Annotated in this window: 15 protein-coding genes; 7 read left to right on the top strand and 8 right to left on the bottom strand. The window is 33.2% G+C overall.

Features of this window, described 5'->3' with window-relative positions; genetic code table 11:
• Positions 1-28 precede the first annotated feature (28 nt).
• The gene (locus Q0807_RS16025) at positions 29-544 is read right to left on the bottom strand and encodes a sigma-70 family RNA polymerase sigma factor (protein ID WP_299111634.1); all 516 of its coding nucleotides are present in this window, start codon (positions 542-544) and stop codon (positions 29-31) included.
• A 104-nt stretch (positions 545-648) separates the two neighbouring features.
• On the opposite strand from Q0807_RS16025, the gene Q0807_RS16020 reads away from it, so the two are divergent.
• The 4 genes from Q0807_RS16020 (at position 649) to Q0807_RS16005 (ending at position 6898) form a co-directional block, all read left to right on the top strand.
• Positions 649-3585, top strand: a complete 2937-nt coding sequence (locus Q0807_RS16020) for a hypothetical protein (RefSeq protein ID WP_299111632.1) — start codon at positions 649-651, stop codon at positions 3583-3585.
• Between the two features lie 251 nt (positions 3586-3836).
• The gene (ffh, locus tag Q0807_RS16015) at positions 3837-5168 is read left to right on the top strand and encodes a signal recognition particle protein (RefSeq protein ID WP_299111630.1); all 1332 of its coding nucleotides are present in this window, start codon (positions 3837-3839) and stop codon (positions 5166-5168) included.
• Positions 5169-5296: 128 nt separating this feature from the next.
• Positions 5297-6181, top strand: coding sequence for a bifunctional 5,10-methylenetetrahydrofolate dehydrogenase/5,10-methenyltetrahydrofolate cyclohydrolase (locus Q0807_RS16010; RefSeq protein WP_299111628.1), 885 nt, complete (start codon positions 5297-5299; stop codon positions 6179-6181).
• Between the two features lie 6 nt (positions 6182-6187).
• Positions 6188-6898 (top strand): TIGR02206 family membrane protein, encoded by a 711-nt coding sequence (locus Q0807_RS16005; protein ID WP_299111626.1) that lies wholly within the window; start codon positions 6188-6190, stop codon positions 6896-6898.
• Positions 6899-6900: 2 nt separating this feature from the next.
• Here the strand turns inward: Q0807_RS16005 and Q0807_RS16000 are convergent, their stop codons facing one another.
• Genes Q0807_RS16000 through Q0807_RS15975 form a run of 6 tightly spaced genes read right to left on the bottom strand, consistent with a single transcriptional unit; the run spans position 6901 to position 11485 of the window.
• Complete coding sequence (locus Q0807_RS16000) at positions 6901-7323, bottom strand: VOC family protein (protein WP_299111915.1); 423 nt, start codon at positions 7321-7323, stop codon at positions 6901-6903.
• On the bottom strand, positions 7323-8087 hold the full coding sequence (locus tag Q0807_RS15995; protein WP_299111624.1) for a pseudouridine synthase: 765 nt from the start codon (positions 8085-8087) through the stop codon (positions 7323-7325). The genes Q0807_RS16000 and Q0807_RS15995 overlap by 1 nt, the downstream gene beginning before the upstream one ends.
• A gap of 21 nt (positions 8088-8108) precedes the next feature.
• Complete coding sequence (locus tag Q0807_RS15990) at positions 8109-8936, bottom strand: alpha/beta hydrolase (RefSeq protein ID WP_299111622.1); 828 nt, start codon at positions 8934-8936, stop codon at positions 8109-8111.
• Position 8937: 1 nt separating this feature from the next.
• The gene (locus Q0807_RS15985) at positions 8938-9306 is read right to left on the bottom strand and encodes a cupin domain-containing protein (RefSeq protein WP_299111620.1); all 369 of its coding nucleotides are present in this window, start codon (positions 9304-9306) and stop codon (positions 8938-8940) included.
• 56 nt (positions 9307-9362) lie between these two features.
• Positions 9363-9917 carry a hypothetical protein gene (locus Q0807_RS15980; RefSeq protein WP_299111618.1) on the bottom strand — a complete coding sequence of 185 codons (555 nt, stop codon included), beginning with the start codon at positions 9915-9917 and terminating at the stop codon, positions 9363-9365.
• Between the two features lie 29 nt (positions 9918-9946).
• Positions 9947-11485, bottom strand: coding sequence for a helicase HerA-like domain-containing protein (locus tag Q0807_RS15975; protein WP_299111616.1), 1539 nt, complete (start codon positions 11483-11485; stop codon positions 9947-9949).
• A 178-nt stretch (positions 11486-11663) separates the two neighbouring features.
• Between Q0807_RS15975 and Q0807_RS15970 the strand changes: the two genes are divergently transcribed.
• Positions 11664-12296: a 7-carboxy-7-deazaguanine synthase QueE gene (locus Q0807_RS15970; RefSeq protein ID WP_299111614.1), complete on the top strand. Its 633-nt coding sequence runs from the start codon at positions 11664-11666 to the stop codon at positions 12294-12296.
• 88 nt (positions 12297-12384) lie between these two features.
• Here the strand turns inward: Q0807_RS15970 and Q0807_RS15965 are convergent, their stop codons facing one another.
• Complete coding sequence (locus Q0807_RS15965; RefSeq protein WP_299111612.1) at positions 12385-12930, bottom strand: DUF2911 domain-containing protein; 546 nt, start codon at positions 12928-12930, stop codon at positions 12385-12387.
• A 261-nt stretch (positions 12931-13191) separates the two neighbouring features.
• Here Q0807_RS15965 and asnB point away from each other — a divergent pair, with 261 nt between their 5' ends.
• Complete coding sequence (gene asnB / locus Q0807_RS15960; protein WP_299111611.1) at positions 13192-14856, top strand: asparagine synthase B; 1665 nt, start codon at positions 13192-13194, stop codon at positions 14854-14856.
• 307 nt (positions 14857-15163) lie between these two features.
• On the top strand, positions 15164-17113 hold the full coding sequence (gene gyrB, locus Q0807_RS15955; protein ID WP_299111609.1) for a DNA topoisomerase (ATP-hydrolyzing) subunit B: 1950 nt from the start codon (positions 15164-15166) through the stop codon (positions 17111-17113).
• Positions 17114-17207 lie beyond the last annotated feature (94 nt).

The raw sequence follows: 17207 nt of genomic DNA, 5'->3' as shown, positions 1-17207 counted from the left end.
CCTTTAAAAATCCCTACCCTTCAAAGTTTTAAAGTTCATCTATCTCTTCTCGTAGCTTTTTTAAAGCTCCGTAAATTCTTTTTTCTACACCTTTAACTGAGATGTCTAATAATTCTGCAATTTCTTTAAATCGTTTACCTTCAATTCTATTCATTAAGAAAGCCACGCGTTGGGCTTCGGTGAGATTACTAATGGCTTTCTGTAGTTTTATGTGATATTCTTTTTCTTGCAGTACAAATTCGGGTGTTACGTTGGTAGTGTGTTTTTGTGGTTGTTGGGTATGTTTTAAAACGACTTTCTTATGAGCCAGTACATTAAGGGTTAAATTACTGGCTGTGGTAAATAAATAACTTTTTGCTTTGTCTGGTTTAATTTTACTACAATTCTGCCACAGCTTTATAAATGCTTCTTGTACTTGGTCTTGCGGATTTAAGTGGTCACCAAATTTGTAGTATAAAAAATCGTGCAAGTTTTTAGCATGTTTTTTATATAAGCGTTCAAATAATTGCGATTCGCAGATATTGTCTTGTAAAGGTTTACTCATAGCTTTTAATAGGTGCCACAAATTATAAATAATATTTTAATAATTGAGAGTAGGGCTTTTGTCTTTTTAACTGTTTTATAATAAATAGGAAAATTAGCAACGCTATGAAATTCAAAATCAATTACTTATTTACCTGTATCCTTTTTGCGCTTTTCGCCTTTACATCTTGTCAAGATGAGGTTACTGAAATTGAGAATCCAAATGAGCAAGAAACTATAGTGCCAAATTCTACTTTGGCAAACCTAATTAGTAGAACAGCTACTAATGATGGTGCTGCAGATGATTTTTTAGATAATGCAAGTTGCTTTTCAGTAGAATTACCAGTAACTATTGTAGTAAGCGATATCACAATAATTATAGAAACTGAAGCCGATTTAGCGGAACTTGAAGATTTATTAGATGACGTTTCTGTTGATGATGCCTTAGATTTTATATTTCCTATTACCATAATATATAGTGATTACAGTGAAATTATTATTGACAATGCAGATCAGCTTCAAACATTTATTGATGAATGTATTGAAACGGATAACGATGTTATTGAATGTGCTGATTTTGTTTATCCTATTTCGTTTTCTGTTTTTAATTCTGGCTTTAACCTAGTAGAGACTGTACTTATTGAAAGTGATGAAGCTTTATATGATTTTTTAAATGAATTAGAAGAAGAGGATAATGCCTTAATAGTGAGTTTAAATTTTCCTGTAACTATTGCGTATGCTAATGGCGCAATACTAGAAGTAACGAGTAACGAGGAATTAGCAGAGGCAATTGAAGCTGCTGAGCAATTTTGTGAAGATGAGAATGATGATTGCTTAGAGGAAGCGATTGTATTAAATTTAATAGAGTGTCCTTGGGAAGTGTATTTATATACTAATGATGATGTAGATAATTTAGATGGACCATATATTTTTAACTTTAATGAAGACGGTGTTTTAACTATTGAAGGAATTACTACAGAAACACATACTACTTCTTGGGAAATTAATGAAACAGATGCTGGTTTAGAACTTCATATTGAATCATTTTATTATTACGAAGCGCAATTTGGAAATTGGCTATTGGTAGAATGTGATGATGACGAGTTAAGATTTGAACATCTCACAGTTGGCGGAACAGGTATGTATTTTGAACAAGATTGTGACGATGATTTAGACTGCTCAATTACAGATATCAGTAGCATTTTGCAACAATGTCCTTGGGATTTTACAGATGGTACAGATACTTATGCTAATTATCAATTAATTTTTAATGACAATGGTGAGCTGCAAATCTCAGAAGGTATGGCGGCATCTGCAATTGGTGGGTATTGGAGTTTGTCTTCAACAGAGAATGGTGTTGCACTAACATTTTCAAACTTAACAGCATTTCAAGATAATTTAGAAGGCGAATGGTTAATTATCTCTTGTAATGACGATGATGATTCCTCAAATGAATTAATAATTATACAAGACAATACTGTACTCGAACTAGAACAAGATTGTTTAGGAGATTTAGGTTGTTCAGTTGAAGATATTAATGCAACAATGTTAGAATGCGCATGGTTATTACAAACTAATTTATTGGATTCATTTATACCTGTTTATGTTCATTTTGGAAGTAATAGCGAAATTTTTGTTGAAGGGGTAGATAATTTAGAATCTCAAATCGGCACTTGGAATCTCGAAACAATCGGAACAGGTGTTTTTGTCAATTTAGAGTTTCAACAAGGATTTGAAGTTTTAAATGGACAATGGCAAATTATAGAATGTAACCCTGGAAGTTTATTTCTAGTTAATGGTAGTAATCAAATTACTTTAGATCAAGCTTGTGAAGTAAATAATCAAGCGCTTTTAGATTGTTACTCTATCTATTTATTGTCTCAAGAATGCGATAATGATAATGATGGTTTAGCCACATTTGTTATAGAAACTAATAGTCCGCAAACATCAGAATGCATTGGTCTATATCCAATAGCCGGAAGTTATCATCCAACATATCAAGATGCCGTAAATACCACTAATCATCTAAATATTACATTAACAACACCTTTAGAGTTAGAATCTCAAACCGTATACTTTAGAGTGTTTAATCAAGATACTCACGAGTATGCTGTGCAAGAATTAGAGCTTATAGTTGAATCTTGTAATGATGCTGTTTTTAATTGTTTTAGTGATTTTGAAATTGTAGAATGTAACCAGCCTAATAATGTGCCTGTTTATAATTTAAATGCTGGAACAATAGGATTGATAGATTGTACTGAAGTTTATTATCCATCATTCCATGAAACTTTAATAGATGCACAGAATGATACAAATGCTATCGCAAATACAGAAGCATACGCAACTTTAGTAGCAGAAGTCTATTTAAGAATTGAATCTGAGAGCGGGAATTTTGAGGTATTCACAGTGTATCTAAATACTACAGATTGTGTTGGTGCTTTTGATTGTTTCCAAAGTTTTGATGCTGTTCTAGAAACTTGTTATACTGATGCAACTGTGCTCTATGAATTTAATCTTCCAATAGCCTTCGCTAATTGTACGCCAAGTGCAGATGTTGTAACCTATCATGAGTCGCAAGCTGATGCTTATTCAAGTGTAAACCCTATTTCAAATCCTTCATCTTATAGTACAGTAGAATTAAATTCTACTATTTATGCTAGAGTAGTAATTAATGATGAATTTGAAATATTTCCTATTCAATTAATCGTTAATGATTGTAGTTCAGGAAGCTGTACAGAAGCAGATATTGATGGGGTTTTAACCCAATGTCTATGGAATATTACGAGTTACAACGGAAGTGACAATCTAATTGGTTATAATTTTAGTTTCGAACAAAATTCAGGCATTGTAGTGATATATAATGATACAACAACAATAGATGCCGCATGGTCTACATCTCAACCTAATGATGGTGTGATTATAGAGTTTTCTAATGTAGCTGGTCCAAATATTCAAGCCATCAACGGAAGTTGGTTAGTTGTAGAATGTACTGCAGAACAGTTAGTGTTGCTTAACGTTAATGATAGTAGTAATGAAATAGTTCTAGATAGAACCTGTGAATAAAGAAAGTACTAAAAGTTAGTAATTTTAGTAAGTTAGTTAAGTTGATGAAAAAGAGTCGCTAGTTTTAGTGGCTCTTTTTATTTTATGGTATTTAGTCAATTAATTTATATTTTTATCTTCTTAAACCTTTATATATATCTAAAAACTAATTCTTAAACACATTAGTAATTCCCTCATAAATTCTTAAATTTGCAGCTTATTAAATAATTACAGACTGCTTTCTTGCAGACTGCAAATAGAATACTAGAAACATGTTCAATAATTTAAGTGATAAGTTAGATAAAGCGTTACACGTATTAAAAGGTCATGGTAGCATTACAGAAGTAAATGTTGCTGAGACGCTTAAAGAAGTAAGACGTGCGCTTTTAGATGCCGATGTTAACTTTAAAATTGCAAAGGAATTTACCGTACGTGTAAAAGAAAAAGCACTTGGTCAAGATGTATTAACAACATTGCAACCTGGTCAATTAATGGTGAAGCTCGTTAAAGACGAATTAACCGAATTAATGGGAGGCGATGCAGAAGGTATTAATCTTTCTGGTAATCCTAGTGTGATTTTAATGTCAGGTCTTCAAGGGTCTGGTAAAACCACTTTCTCTGGTAAGCTTGCCAATTATTTAAAAAATAAAAAAACTAAAAAGCCTTTATTAGTTGCTTGTGATGTTTATCGTCCGGCTGCAATTGATCAATTACATGTTGTAGGTGATCAAATAGGTGTTGAGGTTTTTAGTGATAGAGGTAATAATGATCCTGTAGCTATTTCGCAAGCAGGTATTGCTCACGCAAAAGCTAATGGTCATAATGTTGTTATTATTGATACAGCAGGTCGTTTAGCTGTAGATGAAGCGATGATGACTGAAATCTCTAATATTCACAAAGCTATTCAGCCACAAGAAACTTTGTTTGTTGTGGATTCAATGACAGGTCAAGATGCTGTAAATACAGCAAAAGCCTTTAATGATATTTTAAATTTTGATGGTGTAATCCTTACCAAATTAGATGGTGATACACGAGGTGGAGCGGCAATTTCTATTAAATCTGTAGTAAACAAGCCAATTAAATTTATTGGTACTGGTGAAAAGATGGAAGCAATTGATGTCTTCTATCCATCACGTATGGCAGATCGTATTTTAGGAATGGGTGATGTTGTGTCTTTAGTTGAACGTGCTCAAGAGCAGTTTGATGAAGAAGAGGCAAGAAAACTTCAAAAGAAGATTGCTAAAAACCAGTTTGGGTTTGATGATTTCTTAAAACAGATTCAGCAAATCAAGAAAATGGGTAATATGAAAGATTTAGTAGGCATGATTCCTGGAGCAGGAAAAATGATGAAAGATATTGATATTGATGACGATGCTTTTAAAGGTATTGAAGCCATTATTCATTCTATGACACCAGAAGAACGTTCTAACCCTTCTGTTATCAATGCGAGTCGTAAAAAGAGAATAGGTAAAGGTTCTGGTACGTCTGTACAAGAAGTAAATCAACTCTTAAAGCAATTTACTCAAATGAGTAAGATGATGAAGATGATGCAAGGTGGTGGTGGAAAACGTATGATGCAGATGATGCAGAATATGCCTAAATAATTTTGCAATCTTAATGTTCAGTTGCTAATCGTAGCACCTATTTTTAAGTAGACTTTTAGTAGATATAATTTATAACCAAGTAAAAATTTGCGCAATTGCGCTTTTGCTAGAAAACAATAACCAACAGCATGACAATTTTAGACGGAAAAAAAGTAAGCAACGACATTAAAAACGAAATCAAAGCCGAAGTCGATAAGATGAAAGCTAATGGTGAAAAAGTACCGCATTTGGCAGCTGTAATTGTTGGTAATGATGGTGCAAGTTTAACTTACGTTGGTAGTAAAGTTAGAGCATGTGAGCGTGTTGGGTTTGAATCTACAATGGTACGTTTATCTAATACTACAAGCGAAGTTGAACTTTTAGATAAAATAGAGGAGCTAAACAATAATGATGCTATTGATGGTTTTATAATTCAATTACCATTACCTCCTCAAATTAATACGCAAAAAGTATTAATGGCTGTAGATCCAAACAAAGATGTTGATGGGTTTCACCCAATGAACTTTGGGAAAATGGCATTAGACATGTCTACATTTATTCCTGCAACACCATTTGGTATTTTAGAGCTATTAGATAGATACGAGGTTGAAACCAAAGGAAAGCACACGGTTGTTATCGGTCGTTCGCATATTGTGGGTCGTCCTATGAGTATTTTAATGGGAAGAAAAGGTTTTCCAGGGAACTCAACTGTAACTTTAACACATAGCCATACTAAGAACATTACTCAGATTACATCACAAGCAGATATTATAATTTCGGCATTAGGTATTCCTAAATTTTTAAAGGCAGAAATGGTTAAGGATGATGTAGTAATTATTGATGTTGGTATTACAAGAGTACCAGACGATTCCGAAAAAGGTTATTACATTACAGGTGATGTAGATTTTGATGCAGTAAGTAAAAAAGCAAGTTATATTACTCCAGTTCCTGGAGGTGTAGGACCAATGACTATTGCAATGCTTTTAAAAAATACATTAATTGCAAGAGAGAGACATAGAAACCTTAATAGATAATTTTATATGATTTTATTAGAACTACTTATCGTATCATCAAAAGTTACGATAGGTAGTTTTCAGCATATTCTCCCTATTCTTTTTACAATTGTATTTACTGCTTTTCTCATAAATTATTCAAGAAAGAATTTTACCAAACTCCAGCAACAAAAAGCCATTCATTATTTAGGATGGTTTGTGTCTTTAACGCTGATTGGTTTTCATTTATATCGAATGCTTTTCGATAATTACAATTTTAAAACCGATTTACCACTTTACCTCTGTAGCTTAATGGCTTTATTGATTCCATTTTTTACACGCTATCGTAAATATTGGATGTTCGAAATTTTACTATTTTGGATTATTGGAGGGACTTTACAAGCCGTAATAACGCCAGATATAACAGATGGATTTCCTAGCTTTGATTATTTTAGATATTGGGTTGTGCACTTAGGATTACTATCTGTAATATTCTTCTATGTGTTTGTCTTTAACATGAAGCCAAAGTTAAAAAGCGTTTTTAAATCATTTTTGGCGCTTCAAATTTATGTGGTAATAATGATAGGGTTAAATTATCTGTTAGATGCTAATTATTTCTACCTCAACCATAAGCCTAAATCCGCTTCTGTCTTAGATTATTTTGGAGAATGGCCTATGTATATTATAGTGGTTCAGTTAATCGTTGTCCCACTGTTTTTATTGATTTATTTGTCTTTTTACTTAACAAGAAAAAATTAAGCTTACTTAGCAAATAACTGGCTCATATCTTTAAAAGCTTTAAACTCCAAAGCATTACCAGAAGGGTCTTTAAAAAACATAGTAGCTTGTTCGCCAACTTGTCCTTCAAATCTTATATAAGGTTCAATAATAAATGTAATGCCTTTTGATTTTAGTAGTTCTGCAAATTGTTGAAATGTTTCCCATGGTAAAACAACACCAAAATGCGGTATAGGAACATCTTTGCCATCTACAGAATTGGTATGTGAATTATCTTCACTTTTCGGTTTGTAATGAATGACTAATTGATGGCCAAAGAAATTATAATCTACCCAATGGTCGCTGCTTCTGCCTTCTTCAAAGTTTAAAATGTTTGAATAGAAGTTTCTGCCTTCTGCTAAATTTGAAACCGGAATTGCCAAATGAAAAGGAGATAATGCCATAATTAAAATTTATTTGACCGATCTATCGTTTTAGGCTCGTAGGTTTTAATAGAATCACTTATAAGGGTATTTAATTCTTTAAATTCTTCTTTAGTGAGTTCTCTGTATTGCCCTAAAGATAGGTCTAGTTTTATGTTCATTATTCTAACACGTTTCAAGGTCTGTACTTCGTAATTTAAGTACTCACACATTCTACGGATTTGCCTGTTTAAACCTTGCGTTAAGATGATGCTAAACGTAAATTTATCTATCTTTTTTACAACACATTCTTTGGTGCGTTTACCCAAGTCTTCAAGATATATGCCGCCAGACATACGCTCGATGAAAGTTTGAGAAATAGGAATATCTACAGTTACAATATATTCTTTTTCGTGATTATTACTAGCTCTTAAAATCTTGTTGACAATATCACCATCGTCAGTTAATAGAATTAAGCCTTCACTTGGTTTATCTAATCTTCCGATTGGGAAAATACGTTTAGGGTAATTGAGGTAATCAATAATGTTATCCTTTTCAACACGCGTATCTGTAGTGCATACAATGCCAACAGGTTTATTAAAGGCTAAGTATACAAAGTCTTGTTTGCGCTCGCCAATAATTTCACCATCTACTTTCACCACATCTTCCGATGCAACTTTAGTTCCCATTTCTGGGATAACATCATTAATGGTTACTCTACCAGCTTCTATTAATCGGTCTGCTGCTCTACGCGAGCAATAACCTGCTTCGCTGAGGTATTTGTTAAGGCGTTTTAGTTCTTGTGACATGCTGTAAAAGTACAATAAAGATTAGTCATTAATAAAGCTAATAATCTGTGGTGTCAAGGAAGCATCTTTAAGGCCATGCCCAAATCCCGTTGTTGTTATAAATTCTGAATTTTTATAGCGATTGGCTAGTAATTGGCCGTCTTCATAAGGAATAATTCTATCCTTTTTATCATGAATTATTAAGCCTTTGGCAGCAATAGATTCTGTGAAATTTGCTGTAGAAAAATAAGAGACGGGATGTCCAAAACGTTCTAAAACAATATTGTCTAGCCCTTTTGAAATTTTAGTATTAAAACCCATCATAGATTTGTATCTGCTAAAGACACCTGTAAAATGTGCAGGAGCTCCAAGGAGAACCATTTTTTCTATTGAATTTAATTCGTTAAGGTGCATACTAAATACACTTGCCATACCACCAACAGAATGTCCCATTAAAACATCTGGTTGAAATTTTTTAACGACTTCACCTATAAATTCAGAATACAGAATGGCATTAAATTGTTTTCCATCAGACCTACCGTGTGCAGGTGCGTCTAAAGCTATGATATTATAATCCTGGGCTTTTAAGTCTTCTAAAATATAGTCCCAACGTGCTGCATTACTTTCCCAACCATGTGCTAATAGGACAGTTTTGCCTTTTCCAACCCAACGGTAGGTAGCAATTTCCATTTTCTTATATAAGATTTCTTCAAAAAAAGCGGATTCAATAACATGTTTTTGAGCGTCGTTGTAACGTCCTTTTCTTGGTGAAGCAAATAATGATAATGCTTTTTTAGTTGCCATTTTAGGTGAAACTAAGCTCGTCGCATTAAGGGCTTTTCCTATAGATTTCATTACATAACTACTCATATTATTCGTCTTCTCTGTTTACGGATTCTATTGAAAAAGCAGGTAAGCAAATAGCTAAATATTCACAAGGTTCTGTAAATGGGTTAGAATATTGAAGCCTTGTGTTTTTCTCTACTTTAATAGATTGGCCTGCTTCTAAAACAATAATTTCACCATCAATTATAAATTGCTTTTTTCCTTTAATGATAAAGGTGTATTCATCAAATTCTGGAGTCTGAAAAGGTTCTGACCAACCAGCAGGAGCAACCATGTGAGCAATGCTTAACTCAGAGTTACCGTCTGTCGCATTACCAAAATGTTCTTTTATAATTTTTCCATCTTCTGTATGAACTACAAATGGTGAATTTTGAATTTTATATTTCTTTTGCATAGTTTTTTATATAAGAACTGTGACTACTTTCTAGAGACTGTCAGCTGAGGTCTAGTCTACCAATGAATCATAAAATATTTAACCTTAGCTTTTTCTGGGATTTGAATTGTGTCAATCGTCATATCCATATCAAAACGCATACTAGCAGGTAATTCTTTTTTGTCGATAGTAAACGAAGCATTAATTTCATTTACAGAAACTACAATAACGTTTATAAGATTATCAACTTTAGAGATTTTATAAGTATCCTTAATGTCTTTAAATGTGCTTAGGGCAGAAATATTTTTTTCTGTTTTGTAGCGTTCATCTAAAACACGAACACTTGCAATTACAGAAGTAGAATCTAAAGCTTCCCTTGGAGATAAATCTAATAATTTTTTTCCGCCTTTTTCAAATACTTCAATAGTATTGACAGAACCAACAAACTCATCACCTGCAATGTAGCGTACAATAGAATCTTTACTAAATATAGCTTCTAAATCTTTTACTTGTGTTGAGTCGGTTAGTAAACCGATATGATCTTTTTTAATTAAAAAAGGATTGACTTCTTTTGTAGAACAACTAGTTAATAGAAGTACGCAAATTAACAGAGTGTATAATGTGTTTTTCATGTTTTAGTTTAAATAGATTTGGTTTGTAATTATTTAATCATCTTGCTTAAGATACCCAAAACGCCTCGTATTACAGTTGCGCTTGTTAGAACCTTAACAATTGGATTCATTCTTGTGCTTTTTCTTCTAGAGGTACTTGTTTTTCTTTTGCTTTCAGCACGTTTTAATGCTTCTTTTTCTTCTTTAGCTTTTTGTTTAACTTCTTCAGCTTCGGCTTGCTTAATTTTTTCATTTAGCATTTCGTAAGCACTTTCTCTATCAATCTCTTTATTGTATTTTTTAGCTAATTGAGATTGTGCTAATAAACTGCTAAGCTCCGATTCGGTTAAAACGTCCATTCTGCTCATTGGCGCACGCATCATAGTTGCGGCCAAAGGCGTTGGTTTTCCTTTTTCGTCTAATGCAGACACTAATGCTTCTCCAATTCCGAGAGAGGTTAATACTTCTGCTGTATCGTAATATTCTGTATCTGGATAGTTTTGAGCTGTTAATTTAATTGCCTTTCTATCTTTGGCTGTAAATGCTCTTAAAGCGTGTTGTACTTTTAAACCTAATTGTCCTAAAACGGATTCTGGTACATCGGTTGGGCTTTGCGTAACAAAATATATACCAACACCTTTACTTCGTATCAGTTTTACAATACTTTCAATTTGATTTAATAAAGCATCAGATGCTTCATTGAAGATTAAATGTGCTTCGTCAATAAACAAAATTAATTCTGGTCGTCCACTATCACCTTGTTCTGGGAACGTAGAGTAGATTTCAGCTAATAAACTCAACATGAAAGTTGAAAATAACTTAGGCTTATCTTGTATATCTGTTAATCTAATAATATTGATATAACCTCGACCATTCTCATCGATACGCAATAAATCTTGAGTGTCAAAAGATGTTTCACCAAAGAATAAATCGCCGCCTTGTTGTTCAATTTCAATTAGTTTTCTAAGGATGGCTCCTGTAGATGCTGTTGAAATACGACCATAAGATTCTTCAAATTCTTTTTTGCCTTCACTTGTAGCATATTGCAATATTTTCTTAAAATCTTTAAGGTCTAATAGTGGCAGATGATTATCGTCGCAATATTTAAAAATTACCGAAATTATTCCTGCTTGTGTTTCCGTTACATCTAATATTCTAGAAATTAAAACAGGTCCAAATTCACTTATAGTTGCTCTAAGTCTTACACCATCTTGTTCAGATAAAGTCAATAATTCTACCGGAAATCCTTTGGCTTCAAAAGGCAAGCCAATTTTTTCCATTCGTTCATCAATCTTAGCATGTCCAGGACTCGGTTTTGCCAAACCACTTAAATCACCTTTAATGTCCATTAATAAAACAGGAACACCTTTTTCGGAAAGATTTTCGGCTAATACCTGTAACGTTTTTGTTTTTCCAGTACCAGTTGCGCCTGCAATAAGGCCATGTCTATTCATGGTTTTTAAAGGGACATTTACAAAGGTATCTGTTATAGTTTCGCCATCTAACATAGCTGAACCTAAGGTGATGTAATCTCCTTTAAAGGTGTTTCCGTCGTTAATGTCTTTAATGAATGCTTCAGTATTCTTCATTGGTGAGAAAATTTGGATAAAAATACTGTAATTTTAATCAAGTATGAAATAGTTTTAGGTCTCAGTAGTCATTTAATACCAAGTCTCTTAACCAAACATATAAATATTGAATTATAGCTTGTAGTTTACTGCAATTTGCGATTGAATACTGTTAAGTAAATAACTATCTTTGCAAACTATGACAAGAAGAGAACGACAAGAGTTAATCGATAAAGGTTTGTTATTGCCTTTAATGGAAGAGTTTTATACGATTCAAGGTGAAGGATTTCACAAAGGTACTGCTGCTTATTTTGTAAGAATTGGTGGTTGTGATGTAGGTTGCCATTGGTGTGATGTTAAAGAAAGCTGGTTAGCAGAATTACATCCGCCTACAGAAACCGAAAAAATTGTAGACAATGCTGTAAAGTACAGTAAGACTATTGTTGTTACAGGTGGTGAGCCATTAATGTGGGATATGAATCCGTTAACAGAACAACTAAAGGCAAAAGGCGTACAAACACATATTGAAACGTCTGGTGCTTATGAGTTATCTGGTACTTGGGATTGGATTTGTCTCTCACCAAAGAAGATGAAATTACCGACCGAAAAAGTCTATGAGAAAGCACACGAGTTAAAGTGTATCATCTATAATAAAGATGATTTTAAATTTGCAGAAGAGCAAGCTGCTAAAGTGAATAAAGATTGCATTTTGTATCTGCAACCAGAATGGAGTAAGCGTGATAAAGTGGTGCCAATGATTGTAGATTATGTGATGGCAAATCCAAAATGGAAGGTGTCTCTGCAGACACATAAGTATTTGAATATTCCGTAGGTCAGTTTAAGCTTAGATAAAAATATTAAACAAAAAAATTCCGACTATATTAATATAATCGGAACTTTTTGTTTTTTAGAATACTGAATTATATCGTAAAAGGTACAGCGACTCTAACAGTTCCCCAACCTAAATGCATGTTTACACCATTATCATTTTTGTCAAAAGCAATTGAAAAAGCTTCTAACGATTTTTTGCCTTTAGTAACAGGTATTACTAAACGTGCAACATCGTTTTCTTTTTTATAAGAATAACTTCCCCAAACATTAAGGTCTGTACTAATAATTGCAGTCCACTCTGAAGCTTCAGGAATTACGAAAAAAGAATATGTGCCAGCTTTTATTACAGTGTCACCAAGTTTTACATCTTTGTAAAAAGTGATTTCAGCAGCTTCATTTGCACCTACGCGCCATACTTTATTTTCTGGTGCTAAATCATCTACAGAGCGACCTTTTAGTTGTGGACGACTATAAGTGATTTTAACTAATTTTTCAGATTCCTTATAAGAACTTGGGTAAGCTGCAGCATCCATTGGGCTTTTGTCTAGGTCTTTAAAATCTTGTGCATTCATCTGAAAAGAGAATAGCATAGCGAAAGCAAAAGTAACTGCTGTAATAAATTTAAAATGTTTCATAATTAAAGTGTGATTTTTTGATAAAATTAGATGATATAAAAAGGAATAGTCGAAATTAAATATTAAAATTTACAGATTAAAAGTTAAATAGCTCTTTTTTCATGATGATGCTTTAATATAATAGTTAATTGAGTTTAATTTGTTTCAATTTGAAATCATTAACTTAAATTATGTTTATAATATGAAAGTTTTATCTCATATTTGCTTCAGAATTAATAATTAAAGTTCGGATTAAAACCCAAATTCAAAAAAATAAAAGTTATGTGCGGAATAGTATGTGCGTTTGATATAAAACAAAAAGTTGACGATTTAAGACCTCAGGTTTTAGAAATGGCAAAAACAATTCGTCATCGCGGACCAGACTGGAGTGGAATTTACAGTGATGATAAAGTGATTATGGCTCATGAGCGTTTGGCCATTGTAGATCCTGCTTCTGGTAAGCAACCATTGTTAAGTCCTGATGAGAAATTAATACTAGCTGCAAACGGAGAAATTTATAACCATAGAGAAATACGTAAACAATTTGAAGGTAAATACGATTTTCAAACACAAAGTGATTGTGAGGTTATTTTAGCCTTGTATCAAGAAAAAGGAGTTGATTTTGTAGATGATATGAATGGTATTTTCGGATTCGCTATTTATGATACTGAAAAAGACGAATATTTTATTGCTCGCGATCATATGGGAATTATTCCTTTATATATAGGTTGGGATAAAAATGGGACTTTTTATGTGGCTTCAGAGCTAAAAGCATTAGAAGGAATTTGTACTAAAATTGAATTATTTCCTCCAGGACATTACATGTCTAGTAGTGATGGTGAGTTTGTAAAATGGTATAAGCGAGATTGGACGGACTATGATGCTGTAAAAGACAATGAAACAAGTATAGCAGAAGTAAAAGAAGCTTTAGAGGCAGCAGTGCACAGACAATTAATGAGTGATGTTCCTTACGGCGTTTTATTATCTGGTGGATTAGATTCTTCAGTAACCTCTGCGATTGCTAAGAAATATGCACAAAAACGTGTAGAGTCAGATGATACAACGGATGCTTGGTATCCGCAGTTACATTCGTTTTCAGTTGGTTTAGAAGGGTCTCCAGATTTAGCTGCGGCAAAAAAAGTAGCCGATCATATTGGTACAGTTCATCATGAAATTAAATTCACAATTCAAGAAGGGTTAGATGCAATAAAAGATGTTATTTATAATATAGAAACTTACGATATTACGACGATTCGGTCATCAACGCCAATGTATTTAATGGCAAGAGTAATTAAATCAATGGGTATTAAGATGGTATTATCTGGTGAAGGAGCAGATGAGATTTTTGGTGGTTATTTGTATTTTCATAAAGCGCCAAATGCAAGAGAATTTCATGAAGAAACAGTTCGTAAATTAGATAAATTACATATGTACGACTGCTTAAGAGCTAACAAAAGTTTAGCAGCTTGGGGAATTGAAGGTCGTGTACCATTTTTAGATAAAGAATTTATGGATGTAGCCATGCGTATCAACCCAAAAGATAAAATGATTAACGGAGAGCGCATGGAAAAATGGGTGGTTCGTAAAGCATTTGAAGATATGATACCTGAAAGTGTGGCGTGGAGACAGAAAGAACAATTTTCTGATGGAGTAGGTTACAGCTGGATTGATACCTTAAAAGAAGTGGTAGATAAAGAAGTCACAGACGAGCAAATTGAAAACGCCGCATTCCGTTTTCCAATTAATACACCTCTAAACAAAGAAGAATATTATTACAGAAGTATTTTTGAAGGTCATTTCCCAAGTGATGCAGCAGCATTGAGTGTGCCACAAGAAGCAAGTGTAGCTTGTAGCACAGCAACAGCTTTAGAATGGGATGAAGCTTTTAAAAACATGAATGACCCTTCTGGTAGAGCGATTGCTAATGTGCATGATAAGGCTTATTAAAATGTATAAAACAAGCTTTTAATTGACTTAATAGGATAATTTTAAACAACAAAATCTCGCGTCTGCGGGATTTTGTTGTTTGCAGAAGATTTTTTTAGCTTTTGAATTTGTTAATATTTAATTTAAGGTACTTTATAGGTGTTTTAAGAGGCTTTTTTAGAAATTAACAAATGTTAATAATTATCAGTCTCAACGCATAAAAAGCTTTTAAAAGGTGTTTTAATTTCTTATATTTGTTAGTATTCAAAAATGATACAATAGTGTCATTTTTTTATGCGTTAAATCGAACTAAAATTATTTCATTATAATGAGCGAAAAGAAAGAAGAATTTAATAAGGATAATTATTCCGCGGATAGTATTCAGGCCCTAGAGGGAATGGAGCATGTGCGTATGCGTCCATCGATGTATATTGGAGATGTTGGTGTAAGAGGATTACACCATTTAGTTTATGAGGTTGTAGATAACTCTATTGATGAAGCCTTAGCTGGTCACTGTGATAATATTACCGTAACTATTAATGAAGATAACTCTATTACTACTGAAGATGATGGTCGTGGTATTCCTGTAGATTTACATAAAAAAGAAGGTGTTTCTGCATTAGAGGTTGTAATGACTAAAATTGGTGCTGGTGGTAAATTTGATAAAGATTCTTATAAAGTATCTGGTGGTTTACACGGTGTTGGTGTAAGTTGTGTAAATGCATTATCCGAGCATCTAAAAGCAACGGTTTATAGAAAAGGTGATGTTTGGGAGCAAGAGTACGAGCGAGGAAAAGCGATGTATCCTGTGAAAAAAGTGGGTACAACAGATAAGAGAGGTACAATTGTAACTTTTAAGCCAGACTCAACAATCTTTACGCAAACTTTAGAATACAATTACGATACACTAGCAAGTCGTTTACGTGAATTGGCTTACCTTAATAAAGGAATTACTATTCATTTAATTGATAAGCGTCATAAAAAAGAAGATGGTGAATTTGAAGGTGAAACATTCCATTCTGAAGAAGGTCTTAAAGAATTTATCAAATTTTTAGATGGAAACAGAGAGCCTTTAATGAAAGATGTTATTTCGTTTGAAGGAGAAAAGAATGGTGTACCTGTTGAGGTTGCTATGATTTATAATACATCTTACGCAGAAAATTTACACTCTTATGTAAACAATATTAATACACATGAAGGTGGAACACACTTATCAGGTTTCCGTCGTGGATTAACTCATACCCTTAAAAAGTATGCGGATGAATCTGGTATGTTAGACAAATTAAAGTTTGATATTGCTGGTGATGATTTTCGTGAAGGTTTAACAGCTATTATTTCTGTAAAAGTTCAAGAACCACAATTTGAAGGACAAACAAAAACAAAGTTAGGTAACCGTGAGGTTTCTGCAGCAGTAAGTCAGTCGGTTTCAGAAATGTTAACTGATTATTTAGAAGAAAACCCAGATGATGCTAAGACTATTGTTCAAAAAGTAATTCTTGCAGCTCAAGCACGTCATGCGGCTCAAAAGGCACGTGAAATGGTTCAGCGTAAAACAGTAATGAGTATTGGTGGTTTACCTGGTAAATTATCAGATTGTTCTGAACAAGATCCTGCAAAATGTGAAGTTTACTTAGTCGAGGGAGATTCGGCAGGTGGAACGGCAAAACAAGGTCGTGATAGAATGTTTCAAGCTATTCTACCATTAAGAGGTAAGATTCTTAATGTTGAAAAAGCAATGACTCATAAGGTTTTTGAAAACGAAGAAATCAAAAATATCTTTACAGCTTTAGGTGTAACTATCGGAACAGAAGAAGATAGTAAAGCGCTTAACCTTTCAAAATTAAGATACCATAAAATAGTGATTATGTGTGATGCCGATATAGATGGTTCGCACATTGAAACTTTAATTTTAACTTTCTTCTTCCGTTATATGAAGGAGTTAATTGAAAATGGACATATTTATATTGCAACACCACCTTTATTCTTAGTGAAAAAAGGAGCTAAAAAAGAATATGCTTGGAATGATGAAGAGCGTTTAGCTTTAATGGAGCAATATGGTGATGGAGCAAAAATTCAACGTTATAAAGGTCTTGGTGAGATGAATGCAGAGCAACTTTGGGATACAACAATGAACCCTGAGTTTAGAACATTACGTCAAATTCAAATCGATAATGGAGTAGAGGCAGATCGTGTATTCTCAATGTTAATGGGAGATGAAGTGCCACCTCGTAGAGAGTTTATTGAAAAGAATGCTATTTATGCAAATATTGATGCATAGATAATATATTATATCTGAAATATTGTTTCAGTAATTAAAGCACCCATAATTGGGTGTTTTTTTTATGCTTAGCGGTTAATTTATTAAAACATAT

Source organism: uncultured Winogradskyella sp. (assembly GCF_947495255.1).
Taxonomy (GTDB): domain Bacteria; phylum Bacteroidota; class Bacteroidia; order Flavobacteriales; family Flavobacteriaceae; genus Winogradskyella.
The sequence above is the reverse complement of the archived record's forward strand: the minus strand, read 5'-3'. Positions and strand labels throughout refer to the sequence as shown.

Excerpts from the sequence above, each read along its gene's own strand:
- Q0807_RS15965 (WP_299111612.1), bottom strand. The coding sequence starts at position 12,930 with ATGAAACATTTTAAATTTATTACAGCAGTTACTTTTGCTTTCGCTATG.
- ffh (WP_299111630.1), top strand. The coding sequence starts at position 3,837 with ATGTTCAATAATTTAAGTGATAAGTTAGATAAAGCGTTACACGTATTA.
- Q0807_RS16005 (WP_299111626.1), top strand. The coding sequence starts at position 6,188 with ATGATTTTATTAGAACTACTTATCGTATCATCAAAAGTTACGATAGGT.
- Q0807_RS15980 (WP_299111618.1), bottom strand. The coding sequence starts at position 9,917 with ATGAAAAACACATTATACACTCTGTTAATTTGCGTACTTCTATTAACT.
- asnB (WP_299111611.1), top strand. The coding sequence starts at position 13,192 with ATGTGCGGAATAGTATGTGCGTTTGATATAAAACAAAAAGTTGACGAT.
- Q0807_RS15985 (WP_299111620.1), bottom strand. The coding sequence starts at position 9,306 with ATGCAAAAGAAATATAAAATTCAAAATTCACCATTTGTAGTTCATACA.
- Q0807_RS16025 (WP_299111634.1), bottom strand. The coding sequence starts at position 544 with ATGAGTAAACCTTTACAAGACAATATCTGCGAATCGCAATTATTTGAA.
- Q0807_RS16010 (WP_299111628.1), top strand. The coding sequence starts at position 5,297 with ATGACAATTTTAGACGGAAAAAAAGTAAGCAACGACATTAAAAACGAA.
- Q0807_RS15970 (WP_299111614.1), top strand. The coding sequence starts at position 11,664 with ATGACAAGAAGAGAACGACAAGAGTTAATCGATAAAGGTTTGTTATTG.
- Q0807_RS15975 (WP_299111616.1), bottom strand. The coding sequence starts at position 11,485 with ATGAAGAATACTGAAGCATTCATTAAAGACATTAACGACGGAAACACC.
- Q0807_RS15995 (WP_299111624.1), bottom strand. The coding sequence starts at position 8,087 with ATGTCACAAGAACTAAAACGCCTTAACAAATACCTCAGCGAAGCAGGT.
- Q0807_RS15990 (WP_299111622.1), bottom strand. The coding sequence starts at position 8,936 with ATGAGTAGTTATGTAATGAAATCTATAGGAAAAGCCCTTAATGCGACG.
- Q0807_RS16020 (WP_299111632.1), top strand. The coding sequence starts at position 649 with ATGAAATTCAAAATCAATTACTTATTTACCTGTATCCTTTTTGCGCTT.
- gyrB (WP_299111609.1), top strand. The coding sequence starts at position 15,164 with ATGAGCGAAAAGAAAGAAGAATTTAATAAGGATAATTATTCCGCGGAT.